The following is a 22553-nucleotide window of genomic DNA, read 5'->3' on the forward strand; positions in this document are numbered from 1 at the left end:
AGCTTCTATAAGTCTTTCGCAAGGTCGATACAGTTGTTGCCATAAATATCGATAAACTCTGCGGGCATTTTTTTTGGTGCGCCCTTGGAAAGGCTCACGCATACGAAATCGGTGCTGCCGGTAAAAACCGTTTTGTGGGTGCGGGTGGAAATGAATTGAAATTCTCGCTGTAGCCTGAAGCGTTCATCGCATCGTGTTATCCATGTGGCGCATGCCAGCCCCTCTTTTTCAAAAGAAGGCAGATGGTAGTAAAGATTGTGATGTTGAATAACCATGGCTCTGTCGAGCCTTTCGTAATCATCAAATGATAAGCCTAAGTAATTTGAATGCGCCCATGCTAGCTTTTCGAGCTGTTTAATATAAGCGATGTTGTTGGCGTGCTTATAATGGTCAATATCATCCACTGAGACTTCCCAAAGCACAATAAATGGGCGTGGGTGTTGCCAATCCAGTTCTTGCCAATGATTTTGCTCATCGCAGCAAAGCGTATTTTCAATCATAGATGCACTTATGGTTTGCCTTCATGCTCGGTGATATGTTGAATAAACTAAAGGATATCCCAAAGCTTAAGGCAGTTAGTAATGCTTATGTAGTAAATAATGATAATATAGCGCGCCTAATTTAACCATAGATAGCCACACGCCATTTGTAATGAAGGTAGTTGACGTATTTAACGCGTGCTTTGCGCATTCAAATCTAGCACCGCCACAAAGAACCTTTTTGATTGGTGGAGCAAGCGAACCTATTTATTTACCATCGACAGCCTCGGTCGATGAACATATCTACGCAGCTAGCGCTGACGATGATGCACACACAAGTGAAAAAATAAGCCTGACTGGCGTCAAAACGCTAAGCTTACTGCCACAAGGCAATAAAGTGTTTTTTCGGCATGATTACCTTGCCAGTGCCTTGCATGAAGTCGCACATTGGTGCATTGCAGGGGAGGCTAGACGCCGCCAAATTGATTATGGTTATTGGTATGCACCAGACGGACGAACGCATGCGCAGCAAAAGGCCTTTGAACAAGTTGAAGTCAAACCACAAGCGCTCGAATGGGCGTTTTCAAATGCTTGCGCAATTCCGTTTAAAATAAGCAATGACAACTTGGCGCTGGCCAACGATATATCAGTAGACAGCACTGCATTTGAATGCGCGGTTGAAAATCAATTAGTAAAGTATATGCGAGAGGGGCTACCGCCTCGTGCTAAACAATTTAGGGAGAGGCTGCTTGAGCACTTCGCATAAATTCAGACTCGGTTTGGTGATTAACCCTTACGCAGGCATTGGTGGTGCGCTGGCGCTTAAAGGCAGCGATGGAGCAGATATCCGTCAAAAAGCCATGGCGGCAGGCGCAGAGCAACTCGCTATGCACAAAACTAAACGTGCATTGGAGCAGCTCGCATCCCTTTATGACTGCTTTGAGGTGTATACGGCAAGTGGCGATATGGGCGAGTCTGTCGCTACCGAATTAGGCATAACCACGCATATTGTCTATCGTCCGGCTGACAAACAAACTGAAGGTGACGACACCCAAGCGCTTATTCGAGCGCTTGGTCCTTACACGGTAGACTTATTGCTATTTGCTGGGGGCGATGGTACCGCGCGCAATGTTTTTAAAGAAGTAGGCAATACCTTGCCCGTGCTGGGTATACCTGCAGGCTGTAAAATCCATTCAGGTGTATTTGCGATCACGCCAAGCGCAGCCGGTAAAGTGCTACAAAAAGTGATCAGTCGAGAGCTAGTCAGTTTATTTGATGCAGAAGTCAAAGATATTGATGAAGAAAGGTTTAGAAAAGGAGAGGTACGCGCGCGCTACTACGGTGAAATGCAGGTGCCAGCGGAGCTTAACTATATACAGGCCGTTAAAATGGGCGGCAAAGAGTCCGATGAATTAGTGCTTCAGGATATTGCCGCGCATGTCATAGAGATGATGGAGGATGAGCCCCATCGCATTTTTGTGATGGGCTCTGGCTCAACAGTAGATTACATTATGCACGCGGCAGGCTTAGACAATACCCTGCTTGGTGTCGATATTGTGCAAAATATGAAAATCATAGCCAGCGACGTGACCGCCAGCACCTTACTCGCGCTCACCCAAAACCGTGATTGCAGTTTGATTATTACGCTCATCGGCGGGCAAGGGCACATCTTTGGTAGGGGTAACCAACAATTGTCACCAGAGTTTATTCGTCGCCTGGGCAAAAACAACATTCACGTTGTAGCGACCAAAACCAAGTTAAACCAGTTGGGACAAAAAGGCATGATTGCCGATACCACCGACTTAGCATTAGACCAAGCGCTTAGCGGCCCGATGCCTGTCATAACAGGGTACAAAGATAAGGTGCTATATTTTGTTCGCTCGGAGTAAACTCATGACGCTTCTGATAATTGAAACATCAACACAATCCAAAAGCTGAGGACTAAATGAGTGAAACAAAACACAGTTTGAGTGAACAAAAAGAAGCTTTTCTAGCACAGCAAGAGGCATTTCTTGATCAATTCATTCATCAAGATGATGATGAAAAGCTTTTCATTTCAAGCTATATCCATGGGCATTTTTCGCTGATTGCAGCCTCTATGTCAGGTGCCGAATACCACAGCGACGACCACGCCTTAGAAGCATACGCTCATGCCTTTCATCATCGTTTATCGGATGCTGTCGACACGGCAATCGCCAACAATGAGCTGTCAAGCGAAGATGCTAATGCTGTAGTGAGTATGCTGTCTGATATGTATGCGTCGTTTGAAGGAGATTCATAAAGGGGCGGCAAGTTAGTGCCCCTGCACATACAACTTTGCCCTGTGTTGCCCCTTTTTGCCGTCTTATGCAGCTATCTGCCTTTGAAGCCGCTTACCTTTAGTACTAAGTATATCGTTATTGTCACCATGAAACGCCCTAAATATGCCCGGGTGAGAAAGTTGGAATCGTTTTTGCAAAGCGTTTGTCATTATTTAGTCATTCACGGCAGGTACTATGAAAAATATGCTGCAAAGCGCGGTCAACTTCATACTCGCAATTCTATGTGTGTTGATTGTTATTACCTTGTCGGGATGCGTTAACACCTCTTACAAGGGTGCGCGTCAAATCCCTGACCAAAACCTGCCCCAAGCGCTTGGCAATGCCGAGCTATACACTCATCAATTGGCTAACGAACTTTTTGCTAATACGACAGCAGACCGTCAATATCGCTATGCTGTGGTGGGTTTTGTGCCGGTGGCAAGCTTAGAGCATAACTTATCTGCGCAAGGACCATTGATGCTCTTAGGGCATCAGTTGGAGCAGGGGCTTACGACAGAAGTGGTTCGTCGAGGCTTCATTGCGCAAGACTACAAAGTGACCAACACTATCATCATGAGCGCTGATTCGGAGCGTGCATTGTCAAGAAACGTCGAACATTTGCGATCAGTTCAAAACATCGATTACTACATCACCGGTACTATCACCGAACAAGAAAAAGGTGCAATGGTCAATGCTCGCATTGTTAATGTGCGCAATAAAGACGTTATTGCTGCGGCGACAAAATTCTTTCCTGCCGAACTGTTTTGGCAATCTGAACAAGTAACCTTACGTAACGGCATGCTCTATCGCAGTGTTAAAACGCCAACCCCTTATTTTACCTCTGGAGACTAAATCATGAGAGTCATCATCATACTGTTAGGCTGCTATTTGCTCAGCGCATGCACGAGTATTCCTGGCATTGACTACATTACTGGCAAAAGTGAACAGCAAGCTGGTCTTGCTCAAAGCGTAAACCAATATGTGCAAGTGGCCGATGTGCAAACCATGCAAACGCAAAATGCTGCTCCTTCATCGTCACCTAACGGCACTGTAGATGCCTTTGGCTCGATGGAAAGACCTAATATGATAGGCTCTACACCGGGCGCTTTTAAAAGCCTTCCCTTAACGCGTCACGTGGGCTTTTATGTGCGTAACATGGCACAAGATTTAGTCGGTAATATGGAATATGTCACCGAGCGCACGCCCGTAGCCGTCACTAATTTTTCTCTCATAGACAGCAACTTGAAAGAAACAAACCTTTTAGGTCAGCAAATGGCGGAATCCTTCGTACATGAATTCCACAAATTTAGAATGCCGGTGGTTGAGTTTAAAGCCACACAGTTTATTCGTGTCACCGAGACAGGCGATTACGTGCTATCACGCGATTTTTTGGATTTGAACAATTCTACGCCTATTCAATATGTGCTGACCGGCACTATGACAAAGCATCAAGGTGGATATATTGTTAACGCGCGGATGTTGGGTATGGAATCTAAAGTGGTGGTCGCAAGCGCACAAAGCTTTATTCCGTTTTACGTGGTGGATGCCCTAATTCCAAGTGAATCGAGCCGTCAGAACGAAGTTATCGATGGCGTTCGTATCATTCAAGGTGAATAAGTAATGAATAATGTTAATCCAGTAGCGCGCATAGTCCATAAAATCACTGAACCAATACTCTTGATTTCTGCCGTGATGTTGTTGGGGGGATGCGCAGCGGGTAAAATGTTTATGGCAGGTTACACGCCACCGCAAACTATTGCAGACTTGATTAATGAACAGCAGGCACAAGTAGGAGGCTTGCCCTCGGAACTTGCCTTTGATGGCTCTCAATACAATGAGATTGACAGTTCAGACTACCTAGACAGTGAAGGTGAACATTTAGATGTCACCACTGGCCGAAGCGACGCGTTTAGCATGTCTAACTTCAGACAAGTCGAGTCGTTTCGTCCGCGCTTTTCATATAAATCGATTGAAGATTATGCAGCCCAGCTCTCAATGGACTTAATGCAGAATCGCTTTGGCTTAAGCGCTGATGCCAAAGTGGGTGTAAGCTCCTTTGTAAAGCTTGATACGAGCTTGCAAAACACAACTGTCCTTGGTAATCAATTAGCAGAATACTTAATTGGTGAAATGCAGCAGTTAGGTTTGCCTGTCGTTGATCATAAATTGATGCCAGCCTTGCAAGTAACGTCGCGTGGAGATGTCACATTTTCTCGTGATGTGCTGCAGTTAAGTAATCAAAACGTCATGGATCATGTGTTATCGGGTACCTTAATTGAGCGCCCAAATGGCGTGTATGTAAACGCGCGAATTATTTCTGTCGATAGTAATAAAGTGGTTTCCAGCGCGAATATTATGATTCCAGGTTTTGTATTAGATTCATTGAACATGGGCTTTTACTCGTATCAGTAGCCGCCAATACACATGATTAGAGGAGTGGACCACTAGACCTCGTTTGACAAATAATAATAAATTGAATACAAAATGCGAGCATTGTTGAAGTGTGATTGATTGGGGTATGCTCATATCAACGCAATCTAAAATGAGTCACAGAATAAATATGAGTGTTTCAAACCCCATTATTCTCGCATGTATGCTTTGCTTAACCTTCGCCTGCAGTGAGAATCAGTCGAACAGTGACACTGAAACAACAGCACCGCAACATTCAGATTCAGCTGACGACGCTTCTGAAGTCTCTGAAACGTCCCGAACTATCGATCAATACGATTCAAAATCTGCACCGCTAGTAACGCATATTTATACTGCCGACCCATCGGCACACGTTTTTAACGATCGTCTTTATATTTACCCCTCACACGATGTTGACAGTGGTATTCCAAGTAACAATGCTGGGGATCACTTCGATATGCGTGACTACCGCGTTTTGTCAATGGATAGTGTTGGGGGTGAAGTTACTGAACATGGTGTGGCGCTGAGTGTTGACGATATCCCTTGGGCAACACGTCAGCTCTGGGCTCCCGATGCTGCTGAAAAAGATGGTAAGTATTATTTGTATTTTCCTGCGCGTGATAAGGACAATATTTTTAGAATTGGGGTGGCAGTAAGCGACTCCCCAACGGGCCCCTTTGTCGCTGAGCCTAGCTATATGAAAGGTAGTTACAGTATTGATCCCGCTGTTTATAAAGCAGACGATGGTAACTACTACATCTATATAGGCGGTATTTGGGGTGGGCAACTCGAAAGGTGGCAAACTGGAGAGTACGTGGCTGAAGATATTTATCCAGCTGATGATGAGCCGTCGATCATGCCTGTAGTCGCAAAACTATCAGACGATATGCTGTCCTTTGACGGTGAGCTGCAAAAAGTCATGTTGCTCGACACTGACGGAGAGCCTATTCGCCACGGCGACAACGATAAGCGTTTCTTCGAGGCGGCATGGGTACACAAGCATAATGGCAAATACTACTTTTCATGGTCAACGGGCGACACACACAATATAGCTTATGGTATTGGTGACAATCCGCTTGGGCCATTTCACTACAAAGGCGTAATTTTGGAGCCTGTGGTCGGCTGGACTAATCACCACTCCATTGCCAAGTTTCAAGGCAAGTGGTATTTGTTTTATCATGATAGTTCGCTGTCGGGAGGGCAAACCCATTTACGTAGCGTAAAAATGGCAGAATTGGTTCACAATGAAGATGGGACTATTCAAACCTACAATGCGTATCATACGTTGCTAAACAAATAAGTTTAAACACAAAAAGATAAGAGCAAGGGATACCACCGCGTTTTAAAGAAATGAGATCCGCCAATTAAAAAGGACTTGGCGTATTCTAATGCTCAATTACAACCATCAAGTACCACTGCATGTTTGGCAAATAGCTGGAAAGATAAAGTGCGTTATTGTCGGCTGTTATTGCACGATTAATATCGTTTTGATTCATCAGCGCACTTAAAGTTTGAGAAGGGACAACACTAGAGACGTGCGCGCCTTGCAGACTCTCGTAGCTGGCGGCAACCTGAACAATGCCTTCGCCGTCAACTAAAACGACTTTGGGCTGCGCCGCGTTTGCCATATTTGATTGGAGACTTTGGGGTAGTGTTGTCTTAAGCAGGCCTAAAATAGAGTCAAACGAGGTGGCAATTCCCGACAGCCCATCACCGTCTATCTGCTGATAGTTAACGTACAAGTCGACACGCTTCTTGTTTTTATCATGATATACGCTCACTAAATCCTGTTGACCACTTTCTAAGTAGGCAAAGTACCATGTGTCTGTTTCAGGTTGTAAAACCCTCAAGAAGCCTTCATGGTTCCAGTAACCATTTGTTGCTTTGTCGGCAAAGGATGCGCTGGTTAGCTGATTATTGTTTACCAGAAACTGAAGCTTTTCCAGCAATAAGCTTTGCTCAGCAGCGGGACTTCCTTTTGCTAGCCAGTCGTGAATAAAGGGATCATTCGCTGTCGATTCAGCTATATGTTTCAACAAACTTATGCGAGCATCAATTTTGCTTGCAGTTAACTGCACTGATGTTTCTAGCAAAGCCTGATATTGGAGAGCGAATGCTGTATCTTCACGCTTAGCGTGCTTTGAATCTGGCTGTTTCGCCTGACTGTCTAAAATGCCCACACTTAAGGCGCAAACTAGGGCAAAAGTGAAGATAGAAAGCATGCTGTGCTGTCGTGTCATTTGACGTCCTTAGGTCAAGATTCATCCTTACTGACATGCGTCAGCTTGCGCTTGCTGTTGAGATAGCTCTTGAGATTACCTGCCGATAGCCTGTTTGAATACACTGGCTATTATTATAAAACCCAGCTTGTTTAAGCATATTGTGCATTCGCTTTAAATTGTATGGCGGAATATTGGGAATGAGATGATGTTCAACGTGATAATTAACGTGGTTTGGCGCAATAAAACTGCGGGTTAAGCCGTTAACAAGTGTGGTATTGGTGTTTTCTCTTGGGTCCTTCGACTCACGATCTCGCACTGAACCATGCTCCCCAATGTGTCGAATTCGCGCAACCAAAGGAAATACAAAAAGTTCAGCGGCCCACCACATTAGGTAGGTCCATGCACTGTCAATCAGGATAAGGCCAGTTAGCAATAAGCCGTGAAACAAAATCCAATTAACGGTGTGATAGTTAAAGCTTTGAATACGATACGCCATCAGCTTAATACCGGTAATACCAAACATGTCGCGCAATATTTTTCGTGCCATACTCGCCTTTGATACGGGAAAATGCTCGACGAGTTTTAAATCAGGGTCTTGTTCTTGCCCTGTGTACATATGGTGAATATTGTGCTCTTTGCGATAGTTATATAGCGACATACAAATGGGCGAACCACACAAGTAATGCCCTACAAAGTCATTCAGGCTGGCACGTGTAAATAGGGCATTGTGACCGCAGTCGTGAACCAAAATAGCGAGGCCAAGCTGACGAACACCAATAATTAAGGTACTAAATACGATGACAAGCGGGTGAGGAAACATGATGGCCAATGTAAACGCCAATACGATGAGACCAAAATTTACACTTATAGCCCACCAAGCCTTGGCGTTTGACCTTGTCCGTAAGCCTCTAATTTGTTCACGGGACAGATAATTATTCAGGTTTTTGATCATCAACGTGACTCAGATAAACCATACTCAATATCAATCAATACTAGATTATGTGGGTCGGCAAAACAAGGTATAAGCGCTGATCCTCGCATGAGGATGGGCGCAAATGTGAGTGCATCTTTGTTGATATTCGACTCACGTTTTTAACAAGGATCTAGTTCTACAAAAGTATCTAAGGCAAAACAATCGACTTCAAACGCTGGCGACTGTGGAAAAGCAATCTCATGGGCGTAAGACCTTACGGTACCATCGTTAGTATCTAAAATGGTAAACACCGTGAAGTTATTGGAGCTTAAAAACGGTAGGTCTTGATCAGCCTGTTCAACTGAGCGCATAAAGTCCACCCCCTTTAGCACGCGAGAGGGAAGTACATCGGGACGATTATGAGCATCGCCTACGCGTGGATAGTCGCTAGGATCCCAAAAAGTGGGATCTCTGGTTGTCTCACTATCTCTATTCGGCCAAAACTGTGTTGCCCAAGTGGCTCTGGGATTTGTGTTTACAGTAGGTCCAAACGTGTTGCCGACATTTGAGCTCTCAATATAATTGAGTCTGTGCTCACCTTGAGCATCTTCAACAAAGGTCCGCGACCAAACGTGAGAATGGCCTGAAACCACTAAATTCACTTTGGCATCTAGCAACTCTTGCTCTACAGATAACCAAAGATCTTTTTCACGTTCGTATTTGTATCGTACTCGCGAAATTAAGTCTTGTTGTGATGCTTCAACAATTTGGGACCAGGTCTTTTCGTCGGTTGGGAAAGTCGTCACGATAGGCATTCTTGCGTCGGTAAAATCTATTGTCGCTTCTGGTTGAGCCATCACTGGGATAACATTATCACCGTATCCATGCATACTTTGGTGGGTTAGTATCAGATTATAGGGTGCTTCTACAAAATCAGCAGATGTAAGTTGTTGTGCTAACCATTGACGTTGAGCAGATCCTTCTGAATAGTCTGCAAAAAACATATCTCCAAAACCCCAAGTATCCAGATCATTAATGGTTTCAATAGGCTCAGCAAACTTTCCTCTTGAGGCGTTTTCAAAACCGTTATTCCAGTTTCGCCATACTCTGGACACGTTCATTGATATCAAGCTTATATTGCCGTAGCGAATTGAATAAAAATTCTCTGGATCTTCTCCTTCAACGTTATTTTCAGGTAAATTCCACATCTCGTAATAGGTCACATGGTCATAGGAGTGAGTTCTGACGTATTCTTGTTCAGTCATGCCTGTTTGTTGCTTTTGAGATTCACTAAGCTGGTCCCATTGCCACTTTGCAAACCAGCGAGGTCGAGGTTCATTGTCTTGTTGACTGAGCGACTGTGAACGGTCAAAACGCCCCGGGCTTTCATGGTTACCTATAGTCGCAAAAATAGGGGCATGTTGAAGAATTTCGCCACCTCGATATGGATGTTCTGGAAACATATCTTGGAACCGACCTTGAAAGGCAGGAAAAAAAGAAGGGCGATCCACGTCGTCACGATAAAACCATTCAGACGCTCTGTTAGGCGTATCTACAAGGTCTCCGGCAAATATAACAGCATCAACCATGCCCACTGTTTCCACCACTTTTTCAAAATTAGCGGGAGACATGGCTCGGTTCTGCTGATCACTGGTAATAAGTAATCTTACAGGTTGATCAGATGATGGAAGGGGCTGAAGTGTATAAACGCGGCTTTTAAAATCGACGCCATTAACGGTACTGACAGCATAATATGGCACTCTTGTATTGGCACTCAAACCAGTTACATGCGCTTCGTGTCGATAAATGCTTTGTTCTATGACAGCTTCCCCTGTTTGTGGCGAACCAAGTGAACGACCAAATATGCGTGAACTTTCATCTTCGAACATTTGTGACATTTTGCTGGTTGTCGCAATTACTGATTCATTTAGCAAATCTCCGAAGAATACGCGGTGAGTCTCTCCTTCAACAGCTGTATACCACACTACACGAACGCTACCTTGTTGAGGGCCGCTAAGCATGGGGTCACTGATAATTTGATCATTATCTTTGAAAAATGGACCGGTGAGAGCAGCAGCGGTGGCATCTTGACCTGCTTGCCCTTGCTCGCCTCTAGGTCCCTGCTCTCCGGTTAAACCTCGCTCTCCGTCGTCTCCATCTAAACTGCAAGCGTTTAGAATCATTAACACGCTCGTTACGGTCAAAAACATCACTAACTTTTTTAGTTTGTACATACCCTAATCCCTTCTAACAATAAGTAAATGCTAATAAACCTGAATCCTGTTTAAGAAACGGCGCTCAGTACCGCTAGAATTGCGAATTACTGCGTTGCAAAAGTCAGCAGTAGAATCACTATTACGTGACGTTTACGCCTTGTACTTCACAATGCTAGCAGCACTGAGTGTTAAAAATAGATTTAAGTATGTAAAACAACAACTTGCACCATTCTTTAAACAGGATTCAGGTTAATAAAGACCAATTCACTGTTAACGCAAGATTTAGCTTAATGATTGTTAGTGAAAGTCGTTTTACAAAAAAGTGACAATGACATGACAGTTTGTTTGTCATTCTTTGTTTTGTGGTGTGGGCTTGGCTTAAAGGTCTTAAGTTCGTCTTAAAAAGTGTTATTTCTTGATTGATTACGTCGGAGCACAAACACACCATATTGTTTGATTCTCGAAGCGATAGTCATAAAGGTTTCGCATTTCTGTCATGCATTGTTAATAGTGCGCTACTACATTGATGCAAACTTGATAGATAGAAGTTCAAGTAGGACTTATGAATATCAAAGCGCTTTCCTATTACGATACCCGATTGTTTTTCTGGTTATTCAGGTTGACAAAAAACCGCAGTTGCCGTCCCATTATATGGGTGTCTAAAACGGGAGACGGCTACTTATACTTTGTGATTGGTGTCGCGCTGTGGGCGTTTGAACCTGACTATGGCACTTTATTTCTGTTTACTACGCTGATGGCATACAGTCTTGAACTGCCCATCTATATTATCCTCAAGTCCACGCTAAGACGCCCCAGACCTTGTGATTTCTTGCACAATATGACGTCTCATATCACACCGGCTGATAAATTTAGTCTGCCTTCGGGACACACTGCAGCGGCATGGTTGATGAGTACTATCGTGGCTTACTTTTACCCCCCATTTTGGTTTATCGCGTATGGCTGGGCTTCGATGATAGGGATTTCTCGTGTGTTATTAGGTGTGCACTATCCGTCCGACGTATTAGCGGGCATGACGCTTGGAATACTTATCGCTAATTTTAGTTTAGCCATACTTGCGTAAACAGGAGTGTCTTACATGAAAATTCTTTATGGCGTTCAGGGCACAGGTAATGGCCACATTGCTCGAGCAAGAGTTATGGCAAAAGCTATGTCTGAGCGAAACGACATTAGCGTAGATTATGTATTTTCTGGTCGTCGAAGCGAAGATTATTTTGATATGGAATGTTTTGGGGAGTACTCCTCTTATACAGGCTTGAGCTTTATGACTAAGTGCGGGAAGGTTGACAAACTGAATACAGTTATGAAAGCGCAGCCTAAAAAACTACTTAACGATATTCGTCACATGGATTTAAGCAACTACGATTTAGTACTTAATGATTTTGAACCTGTGAGCGCGTGGGCAGCGAAGAATCAAGGTGTAATGTCAATTTCAATTAGTCATCAAGCGGCGTTTGACTATGCTATTCCAAAAAGGGGGCAAAACCTTGTTGACAAGGCCATTATGAAATTGTTTGCTCCGACTGATTTGCGTTTGGGTGTGCATTGGTATCACTTTAATCATCCTATTTTACCGCCTTTTATTATTGATAAGCCGAGCAAGCATCCAAACAAATCGTATATCCTAGTGTATTTACCGTTTGAATCTATGGCGGACATCCAGCAGTTGCTTGAGTCTATAAGTGACCAAGCCTTTGTTTGCTATCACCCGGACATATTAAGTGCGTTATCGAATGGAAATATTAGTTGGAAAGCGCTCTCTAAATCTGGTTTCAGTGAGGACCTTAAACAATGCAATGGAGTCATTGCCAATGGTGGTTTTGAACTGTCTAGTGAGGCATTGCGTTTAGGCAAGAAATTACTCTTGAAACCGCTTCACGGGCAATTTGAACAAGCGTCTAATGTCCATACCTTGCAACAATTAAACCTTTGCAAGACCTTAGCGCAGCTTGATACCGACACCGTTGAAGATTGGCTACTAACACCCGCAACAGAGCCCGTTATATTTCCCGATGATCCCCATCCGTTAATAGACTGGATATCAAAGAAGCAATGGCAAAGCCATTTGTCACTATGCAAATACTTTTGGCAGCGAGTTAAGTTTCCAGAGGATACGCGAAAAAAGCTGTTGGCACTTTAAGCTTATTAGCTCAAATTCTGATGGTGTCAGGTGTTGTTAAGACACTCACTAAAGCACTAAGAAAGGCGGCAACCAAACCAACTAAAAAGTTGGTTCCAACCATCAATATTACCTTGAGGAATTGTCACAAAATCGCAAGATTTTCGTCACTAAACTGCCACTAATCATTCATATTTTTGACTGCAAACTGTCATTTTAGTTAGGCATTCTTTCCAAACAACTGGTCTGCAGTGAATGATCATCTTCGTAATTTAGATAACCACTTTTCAATGATAGGAATAGGTAATGTTGACAAATACCGACGAAGCTGTTGATAACGGAAAACTACACGATGATAAAGAAGATTTATCATCAAACGAGTCTGGCAATCGGAGTTTCAGGGATGTGCTGAAGATTAACGTATCAAGACGTAAGGTTTTGGCAGGTAGCGCAGTGGCAGCTGCCGCAGGATTTTTCACGCCAGCGGCAACAGCAGGTTTGCGTGGTTTAGGCGCAAATAGCATAGACCGCGACAACGATAGAATAAACCGAGAATTGGTTGGGTTTAGGCCTGTCGAGCGCGCGAGCGTACTAGACACACGTATGCCGACCATTTCTGAAGATTATGAATACCAGTCTCTTATACCTTGGGGCACGCCGATAGAGCCGGGCATTACCAACGAATATGCTGGCGACCCCAGTACTCGTCCAACATCTTCAGAAGCGGCCTTGCAGGTGGGGATTGGTCACGACGGAATGTGGTTTTTCCCTATCGACTTAAAAAGTCGGGAATCGTTTGGCCCTCGCTATCGTACCCGAAGCGACGAGGGCATGTTGTGTATCAATCATGAATTTGGTCGCAACGATCATGTATTAGGGAAAGCAGCGCCAGAGAGCTTAGAAGACGTGCGTCTTTCTCAAAATGTGCATGGTGTATCGGTAGTTCGCATCAAAGAGCACTTTGACGGTTGGAAGGTCGAACAGAGTGAAGCGGCGAGACGCATAACCGTCAACACACCGGTGAAATTCTCAGGACCTGCAGCTGACTCAGATTTACTGCAAAATCCGGCGGGTAACATGCCGCTTGGAACCGTCAATAATTGCGGCTCAGGTCCCACCCCATGGGGAACCTACTTAACGTGTGAAGAAAACTTCAATGGGTATTTTGGCTCAGCTTCACTTAGCGGTGACGAATTCGATACCGCAAGAACCGAAGAACAAGCTCGATATGGATTTGATTTCGATGGTTTTGGCTACGGTTGGCACTTTTTTGATAGACGTTTCGATTTAAGCGACCCCGATTATGTGAACGAACAGAATCGATTTGGTTGGATAGTCGAAATTGATCCTTTCGACGGCACTCAAACACCCGTCAAACGCACAGCAATGGGTCGGTTTAAGCATGAAGCAGTTGCGATTGCCCAGAGCAGTAACGGTCGTATTGCCGCCTATATGGGTGATGATCAGCGTTTTGACTATTGCTACAAATATGTGTCTAACGAAGCTTGGGAAACTGCGATTGCAGAAGGTCGAAGCCCTCTAGATGATGGCAAACTATACGTTGCACGCTACGACGATGACGGCACTGGCGAGTGGTTAGAGCTGACGATTGATAATCCTATTCTTGCTGACCGATTTGCTGATCAAGCTGAATTGCTGGTATACGCGCGAGTTGCTGCCGACCTTCTAGGTGCGACACCAATGGATAGACCTGAGTGGACGACTATCGGCAAAAATAGCGAAGTCTATTGGACCTTAACCAACAACTCTCAACGCGAAGTAGCAGATGCAGCAAACCCGATAGCGCCTAACAGCGATGGGCACATCATTCGTACTGTGGATGCGGACGATCATATGGGCACACGTTTCACTTGGGAAATCTATCTACTTGCAGGCGATACGCGAGACACGGAAGGTGTTTTTACGGACCCCGACTTAGCTTGGTCTGATGCCAGTGGTCGCTTATTTATTGGAACGGATGGTGGACAACCTGATGGCCTGCAAGACCAACTAACGGTAATCGATACTAACAAAGACGTGCCCGAGCCAAAACGTCTGTTGGTAGGGGTGCAAAGCGACGAAGTAACTGGCTTTACTGTTACGCCTGACAGACGCACTGCATTTGTCAACTTGCAGCACCCAGGAAATGGGGATCCAGCGTCAACGAACTTCCCAGCAGCTCCTGACGGCGTGACTATTCCACGCGACTCAACCTTGGTGCTTAAGCGAAAGAATGGCGCCGTGATTGGTTCTTAAGCTGTTGCGGAGCACTTTGTAAAGGGCGCATGCAGCGCAAGCGCCCTAAATACTAAACACTGATTGAGGCACAAACTATGGGTATAAGCGCATGGCAAATTCTAATTGTTCTACTGATCGTCGTTCTTCTTTTTGGTACAAAAAAATTAAGAGGTATCGGTGGTGATTTGGGCGAGGCAATTAAAGGCTTCAAGTCAGGCTTGAAGGAATCGGAGCCGTCTTCTGTTCAGTCACTTGAAAGTAAAATCGAGGCATCAGATGAGTTGGTTGACGCAGATTTTACGAAAAATTCACAGAGTTAAATAGCGCGTACGGACGGGATACAAATTATGCCATTTGATATCGGCTTCATAGAGCTTTGTGTACTGATGGTTGTCGCTCTGATGTTGCTTGGACCTGACAAGCTCACCGTTACGGCGAGATTTTTGAGTAAATTCTCTAGAAGAGTGAGCTACAAGGTTAATTCATTGAAGTCTGAGATTAGCAGAGAGCTAGAAATGGACGAGCTGCGCAAGCAACTAGAATCGCAGAATAAACAGATGAGCGAAGCAATAGAACAAAAGCGTAATTTGAAAGGCAATATGAAAAAGCTTTAGAAATGTGCATAGACCTTAGTTTAGGGGCTCCTATGGTTTGCTTAATATCACTGTTTTCTCAAAGCAATGTTGGTTGAATTTTATGTTTTTTTGGCGAAAGGGTTGAAGAATAGTGTTGCACAAAACGGGGTCACAACCAAAAGAATCGTGTCGAAAACAACACGCCTACGTAAAAGCTGAAATGCCGCTTTTGCTTCATTTACTTGAACTGAGAACCCGACTCATCAAAGCAGTCTTAGCAATTTTGATACTTTTTGTAAGTCTCATCGCATTTGCCAATGACATTTACTTAACCCTGGTAAAGCCACTCATGCTGCAGTTGCCAGAGAACAGCGAAATGGTAGCAACTGGGTTAATCGACCCATTTTTTACGCCATTCAAACTTGTGCTGATTTTGTCATTTTTCTTAGCGATACCGGTCATTCTTCATCAGCTATGGTCGTTTGTTGCACCCGGTTTGTACAAGGGCGAGCGCAAAATGGGCGGATTAATTCTCCTAAGCAGTATTGTGTTGTTCTATTCGGGCATGCTGTTTTGCTATTTTGTTGTTTTTCCACTCATGTTTCAGTTTTTCCCTTCAGTTGTGCCAGAGGGTATCCGCTACATCCCGGATATGACCAACAGCTTGAATATTATGTTGAAGCTTTTTTTCGCCTTCGGTTTAGCGTTCGAGGTGCCTATTTTTACTATGGTCGCGATATTTAGCGGCGCAACGACAGTTGATAAACTCAAGCAAAGCCGCTCATACGTTATTGTCTCGGCTTTCGCGATTGGGATGTTGCTTACACCTCCCGACATGATATCGCAAACACTATTGGCTATTCCTATGTGGCTATTGTTTGAATTAGGCCTTGTGTTAGCTACTTGGTTTAAACCTGATGCCACTTCGACAAGCAAAAACACAGAGCCTTCACGGCAGCCAATTAAAAGCGATTGAACGCATATGTAGGATACGACTTATGATGAAAAGAATCATTTTGAGCGAGTAGAATTTGAGCTACTTAGCAAAACACTAATCGCTTAATTTGTAAACGAGCTTAACACCGAATAGGACTGCTTATTCGGAACGCTCAAGCTATATGAACCATCACGTACTTTTAATGGAATGAACATGAAAAAACAAAGTTTTATTGCAGCCGCACTACTATTGTTATCTGTGCAAGCCAATGCACTGATAATTTCTTTAGAGGGAGAACAAGCGGACGGGGAATCGTTCAATATCTTTACCGTCAACAATACAGACACTCGCGAGGTGTTAGATCTCAGTTTCAATTTTATTTATGAGGCTTTCACGCCGTCTTGGGGGGCTGATTTAGTGCTTGAAATCGCGCATATAGACAGTGGCAGCTTTTTTCAAGTTGGTACGCAAGACTTCGGATGCACTGATTTGGGCGTATTGTGTGAGTTTGACTTATGCTTACCTGACGAATCAGGTGTTTTCAGTGCCGCCGGAATGATTTCATTGCCTTTTAGAGCAATTATAGATGGGTCAGGCGTTTGGGAAATCCTAATCGCAGACTCCTTCGATGACTCGGGCATCGACGGACAGTTTTTGAGTGGTTCTTTTGTTGAAGTGATTCAAGGCGAACGAGTCATTGCTGCATCAGGACCCTCTTCAATACTGATTCTAGTGTGCATCATGCTGATGTTATCTGCTCGAAAAAGACGAATATAATGCCCTTATAGTGTACATCTTTTATGTGAAGCTACAGAGTGTATTGTCTCGGTAGCTTTTGTTTTTATAAAAGTTGATTATTCCCAAGCCATCTCAAGCATATGATTATTCAAATGCATAGCATGGGCTCGCTCATACTCGTTTTTATTCAACTGCCCATATGCAAAGTGCTCTTTAAGCTTTCCTGAGTGCTTAGCAAAACGCTTGATGGATAGGCGAATTGACTCGATTGCAAGGGGTAGGGGCGTATCCGCATTAATGGGCTGGGTTCCCGGAATGTCTTTATCTAGCGCATGGTGCATTTGATGCTTAGCACTGAAACCCGAAAAAGCTAAAGTACCCACTGTTTGTTTGAACAGCGTGGAGTGATGTTGAGGATAACCATCAATGGATAAATCAATGCTTTGGGCGCAATGCAAAAGTGTTTTACTCAAATTCCATTGGCCTAACATGGTAATATTTTGTTGCTCAATAAGGTCTACGTTTTTAAGCATTTGCTTAAGGCTCAGTATTGCATCGCTCTTAGGAACGAATTGCCACACCAAAAAGCCACCTGCACCTACCGCTAAGCCTGCCAGGGCTGTGTTTTTCAAGAACTTTCGCCTGTTCATAAATGCTCATCTACCTTTTTTAAGTGTGCAATCTCTCATATACTCGCGATTCATGGCTAAACAATTGTGACATACATTATCATGAGTAAAACAAATTGTTTTTGCGGTAGCCAAGTCGATTTCGCCTCATGCTGCCAACCCTATCACAAGGGAAAACTGGCACCGAATGCTCAAGTATTGATGCGTTCTCGTTTTAGCGCATATGCGGTTAAGAATTATCAATACATTGCGCGTACATATGCCAAGGGATACGGCGATGACGTGGACGAAACAAGCCTTGCTGCGCATGATCAACTCACTAATTGGTTGTCGTTGGATGTGCTAGAGCACTATGAACACGGCACAACGTCGCTTGTAGAGTTTAAAGCATACTATAAAATTCATGGGCAATACTATGTCATGCATGAGCGTTCTAGTTTTATCTTCGAAGATTCACAATGGTTCTACACCAACGGGCGCATGATGGACGGTAGCGGGCCATTCAAACCACAACGAAATTCCCCATGCATTTGTGGGAGCGGCAAGAAGTTTAAAAAATGTTGTGGTGCCTAAATTCACTTTTATCGATTGATAAGTTGATCCAGATCCACTAAAGACAATTGAAAAGGCAAGCCACTATCGTCTACACTCGTGATATGTTTTGACTGTTTGGTGAGGAAAGGAGCGTGTTAAACAAGCTCAATGCCTTAGATCTCGCGTTTTTATCGCTAGAGAAGCGCAGCACGCCAGTAAACGTCGCCAGTCTCACCATTTTCGAGATTCCGAAGAACTATAAGGGTCATTTTCCAAGCGATTTATTTAACAAATTGCTTGTGCAAGAAGCTAAACCGCCCTTTAACCAAAAGCTTAGTTCGGTTCACAGCACCGCCATGCCCCACTGGGTGACCGATACTCACTTTGACATTCATTATCATGTGCGTCATTCGGCCTTGCCGCATCCGGGAAAATTGGAAGACTTACTGGCGCTAACTTCTCGCCTACACAGCCAATTGCTCGACCGCACAAGACCCTTGTGGGAATTTCATTTAATTGAGGGCTTAGAAAACAATCAATTCGCTTTGTATTTAAAGATGCATCATGCGGCCATTGATGGCATGGGCGGGGTTGAACTGATGAAAAACTGGTTCAGTTTATCATCGGGCGATGAGGTAAAAGCGCCTTGGTCTTGCATGCCTGCTCATCGCGATAAAGAGCAAGGGCATGACTTATTTACCAACGCAAGCAAGCTTGTTGACAAAATGGCAGCAAACACAAAAATGGTGCAAGACCTATCGAAGATGGTGTTCGGACAATATCTAAAGACCATAGGATTTGATAGTAATGCATCACCAGTGCCCTTCAGTGCGCCGCAGTCGATGATAAACGTGCCAATTACATGCTCGCGCAGTTTTGCAGTTAAAACCCTGCCATTCAAAGATATTGCGGCGCTTGGAAAAAAGGTAAACGCTACCGTAAACGATGTAGTGCTTGCGATGTGCTCAAGTGCTCTGCGCAAATACATGCTTGAGCATGACGCATTACCAAAAAAATCTCTTATTGCTTCTGTTCCCGTATCTGTGCGCCATAAAAGTGGGTCTGGCAATCAAATCACTTACGTGATTGCAGACTTGGCGACTGATGAGCCTGATACCATGACGCGCATTCAGCGGATTGGGCGTTCTACAAAAGACGCTAAAAAAGAATTGGTCGGCATATCTTCTGATGCTGCAAGCAATTTTGCATTTTTAGCCCAAGGGGTGGTTGCGATAATGAATCAACTCAATATTTCAAGCATGATGCCGCCTGCTGCGAATGTCATCATCTCGAATATTCCGGGGCCGCGCAAAGCACTGTATTTCGGAAAAGCTAAGCTTATAGCGACGTATCCTTTATCAGTGTTATTGGATGGACAAGCCTTAAACATTACCGTTGTCAGCTATCGTGATTCGGTATGTCTTGGGCTGATGGCATGCCGCGATACGATACCCGATGTTGGGATTATTGCAGATTATATAGAGTCGGCGATGGACGATATTAAAGCCGGTGTGTTTTTGCAAGATGCAATGCAAGCAGACTAATCAAAAAGCAAGCCACTTTAAAAAGTGGCCTTTTGAATTTAATACAAGCCTTATCCGATTGTTGATCCGCCATTGTGCAGTCCTATTTTTTTACTTGGGTTTGGGCGCAGCGCTCTTCGATTCAGACGTTTTATTGGTTGTGACTGCGGCTTTTCTGGCGCTCGTTCTTTTTGGTGCGGCTTTTTTCACCGTTGCTGCTTTCCTGACTGGCGCTTGTTCGGCCTTCTTTTCAATCAAATCATCTACAATCTTCGTAAGTTGTTCAACTTTTGCGTTCAGCTTCTCTAGTTTTTGTTCATGCGAATGATTAGCGTCTGTTTTAAATAAAGATTTGCCTTTTGAGGTCATCCCTCCTGTCGTATCGTTAATTTTGCTTTGAATCTGAGTACCTTGGGTGAGCAGTTCATTGTACAACTGCGTTGATTGTTTTTGAGCATTATCAATTGACTTGCTAATTAGCTCTATACTCGTTTCAATCGAGCCCAATCCTGCTAACCAGGTGTTTCGAGCAATTTTTTCGAAGCTTTGTTTAGTTGACATAATAAATAGTCCTCATTAATAGAAAAAGTCATGCACTGCCTGCAAAATCGAGCGAATTGCGGCCGTTTCACATGCACTAAAAGTTTTTAAAAACGCTAAGACAGTTTGCTAACGGCAAGTGTTAAAGCATCTACTTTTTGTGAAAGCTCATTAATTTTGGCGTCTATATCTGCGGTATCACCACCAAGCTTTTTCTTCACATCTTGCACCCGCTTCTCAACAGATGAGCTTTCTTTCAGCTTCTTTTTTGTATCTTTTTCCAATTTTTCGCCTTTTGAGACTAAGTCGGTAAATAGGCGGCTGGTTTCGGTGTTGAGTTTTTCGTACTGGCTTTGTATTTCTTCGAAACTTTTGCCGTAAGCGCCCAGACCGGCAAGCCAGATCTTACGCGCTAACTCTTCCGCTGTTTCAATTGTGTTATTCACTACTTTTGCATTGGTCATGTGCTTTCTCCATCGCTTTTGAATCAAATTTGTGACGTAGATCAAGAAGACGAGATCTCCTTTACCTTTACAATCTACCTAAGACGATTAGAAAGCGCATACTAAAGACGGATGCATTACAAAAATGCTGGTAATCGAACGTGGTGTGTAAATACCCATCCCTTTGTTGTAATGCCCTTTTTGGAGATATGCCTAATGAAGACTGCTGAAAAAGTGCTGATGATCAGTCTTGAGCTCTTTAATCAGGAAGGTGAGGGCAATGTGAGTAGTGTGGATATTGCCAATGAATTAGATATCAGTCCCGGCAATCTTTATTATCACTACCGCGGTAAAGATGAAATTATCGAAGCCTTGGTTGAGCGCTATGTTAGCAGGATGAGCGCCATCGAACAGTCCTTCAGCGAAGACGTGGATTTCTATCGATACTTACACCATTGTTTAGAGATAATGCATCTGTTTCGATTTTTGTTTCAAAATATCGCTGAGCTTTGCGTGCGCTACCCCGCTATTAATAAAAAACTGCAAAGAGTGGCGAAATTCCAACGGAAATATTTGCGCGAGTTTTTAATCAAGCAACAAAAAGTCGAGGTGCTGTCGGGGAGTTCTGAAGATATTGATTTATTGCTCGATGTGATTAGCTTAGTCTTGTTTCAAAGCTTGAACTACTATCGTATGCAAGGCGAGGTTTTAAATAATCCTGATATAGTATATCGAGAGCTAATGACCATTTTCTTCTCTCTACAACCGTATTACAAAAACAGGGCACGGGCATCTAACATTAAACAGGCGATATTGAATAAAACGATAGTTTGAAGGATTTAGTCTAGCTCAGGCAAAGGGTTGTTTTTTGTGCTCTTTGCGGTAAAAAGGCTATGCATAAGCGCTTTTTCGCGGGTGATGATCGGGTCAATAAAGTCATGTACTTCGCCAATATTTTTAAATGACTTAAAGCCGTTTTCAATAACTTCATGTAAGCTTGATAAGCCAGCCAGTTTAGCGGGTCTTCGTGCCAGCATTAGAATGGTTGAAACGCCACGAATTTTGACAACTTGTGCTAAGCCTAAACCAAGACTCTCAACTAAATGTATTTGCTCTTCGCGAGCGGCCTGATTATTACACTGGCGGTAGCAAGCAAAGTAGCTATCGCGGCTTAACTTTTCGTTGCCTAAAGCTTCAACCATGGCAACATCAAGTTCTAAAGAGAGGCTATTTAGCCTAAGTGCATTTTCCAGTGCCTCAAGACCTTTATCTGGGAGTACTTTGGCAATTTTGGGAGCCGCTTTTGAGAGTTCTAGGTCGCGTTGACTGAAGTCTTTCGGACCGTATATTTCGTCAATAAAAAACTGCATGGCCGGTTTAAATCGCTTCGATTGCCACAAATCCTCATGCGAGGACAACAGTCGTTTAGTCTGCCAAGCTTGTAATGCTCTGATGATGGACCTTAGATTCTCTTTTTGAATCAAACGGTGAATATCTCGTGTTTTATCCAGATCTTGTGTTATTCGCTCTAGTACTGTTGACATCGCCCAAAATCAGTTAATTTTTCATGTGTTCTATATCTTAAAGGTACGCACTAATACCAAATGAAACAAGCGCTTTTAGATAATCTATAGCGTTTAATTGATTGTGCTGAAATCATGCAGTTATGCGCATTTATGACTATACTTAAAGTATATGTATCCTCTTCATTCAGGGTGTT

The 22553-nt window shown here is 43.8% G+C and carries 25 protein-coding genes; 17 read left to right on the forward strand and 8 right to left on the reverse strand.

The genetic code is table 11. The features are described from left to right. Window positions 1-5: 5 nt before the first annotated feature. Window positions 6-500: an acyl-CoA thioesterase gene (locus PN836_RS00695; RefSeq protein ID WP_395342383.1), complete on the reverse strand. Its 495-nt coding sequence runs from the start codon at window positions 498-500 to the stop codon at window positions 6-8. A gap of 151 nt (window positions 501-651) precedes the next feature. Between PN836_RS00695 and PN836_RS00700 the strand changes: the two genes are divergently transcribed. The 7 genes from PN836_RS00700 (at window position 652) to PN836_RS00730 (ending at window position 6488) form a co-directional block, all read left to right on the forward strand. Beyond that, window positions 652-1245 carry an elongation factor P hydroxylase gene (locus tag PN836_RS00700; protein ID WP_395342386.1) on the forward strand — a complete coding sequence of 198 codons (594 nt, stop codon included), beginning with the start codon at window positions 652-654 and terminating at the stop codon, window positions 1243-1245. Continuing rightward, a complete protein-coding gene (locus PN836_RS00705) occupies window positions 1229-2368 on the forward strand; it encodes an ATP-NAD kinase family protein (protein WP_395342389.1) in 1140 nt (379 codons plus the stop codon). The genes PN836_RS00700 and PN836_RS00705 overlap by 17 nt, the downstream gene beginning before the upstream one ends. A gap of 56 nt (window positions 2369-2424) precedes the next feature. Further along, complete coding sequence (locus tag PN836_RS00710; RefSeq protein ID WP_395342391.1) at window positions 2425-2760, forward strand: YfcL family protein; 336 nt, start codon at window positions 2425-2427, stop codon at window positions 2758-2760. Window positions 2761-2974: 214 nt separating this feature from the next. Next, complete coding sequence (locus PN836_RS00715) at window positions 2975-3631, forward strand: FlgO family outer membrane protein (protein WP_395342393.1); 657 nt, start codon at window positions 2975-2977, stop codon at window positions 3629-3631. 3 nt (window positions 3632-3634) lie between these two features. Then, window positions 3635-4396, forward strand: coding sequence for a FlgO family outer membrane protein (locus tag PN836_RS00720; RefSeq protein WP_395342396.1), 762 nt, complete (start codon window positions 3635-3637; stop codon window positions 4394-4396). Between the two features lie 3 nt (window positions 4397-4399). Next, window positions 4400-5191 carry a FlgO family outer membrane protein gene (locus PN836_RS00725; RefSeq protein WP_395342399.1) on the forward strand — a complete coding sequence of 264 codons (792 nt, stop codon included), beginning with the start codon at window positions 4400-4402 and terminating at the stop codon, window positions 5189-5191. Window positions 5192-5321: 130 nt separating this feature from the next. After that, window positions 5322-6488: a glycoside hydrolase family 43 protein gene (locus tag PN836_RS00730; protein WP_395342401.1), complete on the forward strand. Its 1167-nt coding sequence runs from the start codon at window positions 5322-5324 to the stop codon at window positions 6486-6488. 85 nt (window positions 6489-6573) lie between these two features. On the opposite strand, the gene PN836_RS00735 is transcribed toward PN836_RS00730, so the two are convergent. The 3 genes from PN836_RS00735 to PN836_RS00745 all read right to left on the reverse strand — a co-directional run bounded on the left by PN836_RS00735 (window position 6574) and on the right by PN836_RS00745 (window position 10557). Beyond that, complete coding sequence (locus PN836_RS00735) at window positions 6574-7428, reverse strand: chemotaxis protein (RefSeq protein ID WP_395342403.1); 855 nt, start codon at window positions 7426-7428, stop codon at window positions 6574-6576. A 40-nt stretch (window positions 7429-7468) separates the two neighbouring features. Further along, complete coding sequence (locus PN836_RS00740) at window positions 7469-8230, reverse strand: fatty acid desaturase family protein (RefSeq protein ID WP_395345391.1); 762 nt, start codon at window positions 8228-8230, stop codon at window positions 7469-7471. A gap of 272 nt (window positions 8231-8502) precedes the next feature. Continuing rightward, a complete protein-coding gene (locus tag PN836_RS00745; protein WP_395342405.1) occupies window positions 8503-10557 on the reverse strand; it encodes a metallophosphoesterase in 2055 nt (684 codons plus the stop codon). A gap of 544 nt (window positions 10558-11101) precedes the next feature. Here PN836_RS00745 and PN836_RS00750 point away from each other — a divergent pair. From PN836_RS00750 to PN836_RS00780, 7 genes are all read left to right on the forward strand, one after another. After that, window positions 11102-11620, forward strand: coding sequence for a phosphatase PAP2 family protein (locus PN836_RS00750; RefSeq protein ID WP_395342407.1), 519 nt, complete (start codon window positions 11102-11104; stop codon window positions 11618-11620). 15 nt (window positions 11621-11635) lie between these two features. Further along, the gene (locus PN836_RS00755; RefSeq protein ID WP_395342409.1) at window positions 11636-12697 is read left to right on the forward strand and encodes an MJ1255/VC2487 family glycosyltransferase; all 1062 of its coding nucleotides are present in this window, start codon (window positions 11636-11638) and stop codon (window positions 12695-12697) included. 285 nt (window positions 12698-12982) lie between these two features. Continuing rightward, complete coding sequence (locus PN836_RS00760; RefSeq protein WP_395342412.1) at window positions 12983-14932, forward strand: PhoX family protein; 1950 nt, start codon at window positions 12983-12985, stop codon at window positions 14930-14932. A 77-nt stretch (window positions 14933-15009) separates the two neighbouring features. Further along, window positions 15010-15234, forward strand: a complete 225-nt coding sequence (tatA, locus tag PN836_RS00765) for a twin-arginine translocase TatA/TatE family subunit (protein WP_395342414.1) — start codon at window positions 15010-15012, stop codon at window positions 15232-15234. 27 nt (window positions 15235-15261) lie between these two features. Continuing rightward, window positions 15262-15528 (forward strand): Sec-independent protein translocase protein TatB, encoded by a 267-nt coding sequence (gene tatB / locus PN836_RS00770; protein ID WP_395342417.1) that lies wholly within the window; start codon window positions 15262-15264, stop codon window positions 15526-15528. Between the two features lie 181 nt (window positions 15529-15709). Further along, on the forward strand, window positions 15710-16465 hold the full coding sequence (gene tatC, locus PN836_RS00775; protein WP_395345394.1) for a twin-arginine translocase subunit TatC: 756 nt from the start codon (window positions 15710-15712) through the stop codon (window positions 16463-16465). Between the two features lie 174 nt (window positions 16466-16639). Continuing rightward, window positions 16640-17203, forward strand: coding sequence for a hypothetical protein (locus PN836_RS00780; protein ID WP_395342418.1), 564 nt, complete (start codon window positions 16640-16642; stop codon window positions 17201-17203). A gap of 77 nt (window positions 17204-17280) precedes the next feature. Here PN836_RS00780 and PN836_RS00785 read toward each other — a convergent pair whose 3' ends face one another. After that, window positions 17281-17796, reverse strand: coding sequence for a DUF1569 domain-containing protein (locus PN836_RS00785; protein WP_415926383.1), 516 nt, complete (start codon window positions 17794-17796; stop codon window positions 17281-17283). 99 nt (window positions 17797-17895) lie between these two features. Here PN836_RS00785 and PN836_RS00790 point away from each other — a divergent pair, with 99 nt between their 5' ends. Both PN836_RS00790 and PN836_RS00795 read left to right on the forward strand, forming a co-directional pair. After that, window positions 17896-18366, forward strand: coding sequence for a YchJ family protein (locus PN836_RS00790; RefSeq protein WP_395342423.1), 471 nt, complete (start codon window positions 17896-17898; stop codon window positions 18364-18366). A gap of 113 nt (window positions 18367-18479) precedes the next feature. Then, window positions 18480-19871: a WS/DGAT/MGAT family O-acyltransferase gene (locus PN836_RS00795; protein ID WP_395342426.1), complete on the forward strand. Its 1392-nt coding sequence runs from the start codon at window positions 18480-18482 to the stop codon at window positions 19869-19871. 90 nt (window positions 19872-19961) lie between these two features. Here the strand turns inward: PN836_RS00795 and PN836_RS00800 are convergent, their stop codons facing one another. After that, the gene (locus PN836_RS00800) at window positions 19962-20411 is read right to left on the reverse strand and encodes a hypothetical protein (RefSeq protein ID WP_395342428.1); all 450 of its coding nucleotides are present in this window, start codon (window positions 20409-20411) and stop codon (window positions 19962-19964) included. A 95-nt stretch (window positions 20412-20506) separates the two neighbouring features. Continuing rightward, window positions 20507-20854 carry a phasin family protein gene (locus PN836_RS00805; RefSeq protein WP_395342430.1) on the reverse strand — a complete coding sequence of 116 codons (348 nt, stop codon included), beginning with the start codon at window positions 20852-20854 and terminating at the stop codon, window positions 20507-20509. Between the two features lie 195 nt (window positions 20855-21049). Between PN836_RS00805 and PN836_RS00810 the strand changes: the two genes are divergently transcribed. Beyond that, window positions 21050-21667 carry a TetR/AcrR family transcriptional regulator gene (locus PN836_RS00810; protein ID WP_395342432.1) on the forward strand — a complete coding sequence of 206 codons (618 nt, stop codon included), beginning with the start codon at window positions 21050-21052 and terminating at the stop codon, window positions 21665-21667. 5 nt (window positions 21668-21672) lie between these two features. Here the strand turns inward: PN836_RS00810 and PN836_RS00815 are convergent, their stop codons facing one another. After that, window positions 21673-22377, reverse strand: a complete 705-nt coding sequence (locus tag PN836_RS00815; RefSeq protein ID WP_395342434.1) for an FFLEELY motif protein — start codon at window positions 22375-22377, stop codon at window positions 21673-21675. Window positions 22378-22553 lie beyond the last annotated feature (176 nt).

The sequence above is a fragment of the Ningiella algicola genome (genome assembly GCF_028401415.2).
In the GTDB taxonomy this organism is placed as follows: Bacteria; Pseudomonadota; Gammaproteobacteria; order Enterobacterales; family Alteromonadaceae; genus Glaciecola.